The following is a 919-nucleotide window of genomic DNA, read 5'->3' as shown; positions in this document are numbered from 1 at the left end:
CCTTGATCGGCTTGGTGCTCAAGCTGATCTCCGATCTCACCTATGTGTGGGTCGACCCGCGCATCGACTTCGCGACACGGGGGGCATGATGACACTTCGCATGCGCGCACGGCCGTCTCCCATCGCCCGCCGCCGCTGGCAGGTCTTTCGCGGCAACGGACGCGCCTGGTGGTCGCTGTGGGCCTTCGCTCTGCTGTTGATCGTCAGCCTGGGCGCCGAGTTGATCGCCAACGACAAGCCCATCGTCATGCACTACCAAGGCCAGTGGTACGCCCCGGTGGTATTCGATTATCCCGACACCGAGTTCGGCGGCTTCCTCCCCACCACGGCCGACTATCGCGATCCCACCGTGCGGGAAAACATCGCCGCGCAGGGCTGGATGCTATGGCCGGCCGTGCCCTTCTCCTACGACACGCTGGACCGCGAGCTGACCGGGCCCGCCCCCTCGCCGCCCTCGCCACGCCACTGGCTGGGAACCGACGATCATGGCCGCGACGTCTTCGCCCGGGTGCTCTACGGCTTTCGTCTGTCGGTAGTCTTCGCCGTGGTCCTGACGCTGGGCTCCATGGCGCTGGGCGTCCTATTCGGCGGTGTACAGGGCTATTTCGGTGGCAAGGTCGATTTGATCGGCCAGCGCATCATCGAGATCTGGTCGGGTATGCCGGTGCTGTTCCTGCTGATCATCCTCGCCAGCCTGGTGCAGCCCAACCTGTGGTGGTTGCTGGGCATCATGCTGCTGTTTTCCTGGCTGGGGCTGGTCGACATCGTGCGTGCCGAATTCCTGCGCGCACGCAACCTCGAGTACGTACGCGCGGCGCGAGCCATGGGGCTGCCATCGCGCCTGATCATGTGGCGCCATGTGCTGCCCAACGCCATGGTCGCCACCCTGACTTTCATCCCGTTTCTGTTCACCGGCGCG

The 919-nt window shown here is 65.1% G+C and carries 1 protein-coding gene; it reads left to right on the top strand.

What is annotated here, in order from left to right; all coding sequences use genetic code 11:
* Positions 1–100 precede the first annotated feature (100 nt).
* Positions 101–919 (top strand): ABC transporter permease (locus OP495_RS18970; RefSeq protein WP_280571232.1); only part of this gene is annotated, 819 nt, incomplete at its 3' end.

The organism is Chromohalobacter sp. 296-RDG, assembly GCF_029889885.1.
Lineage (GTDB): Bacteria > Pseudomonadota > Gammaproteobacteria > Pseudomonadales > Halomonadaceae > Chromohalobacter.
Note: the sequence above shows the minus strand (reverse complement) of the source record. Positions and strands in the feature narration are given on the sequence as shown.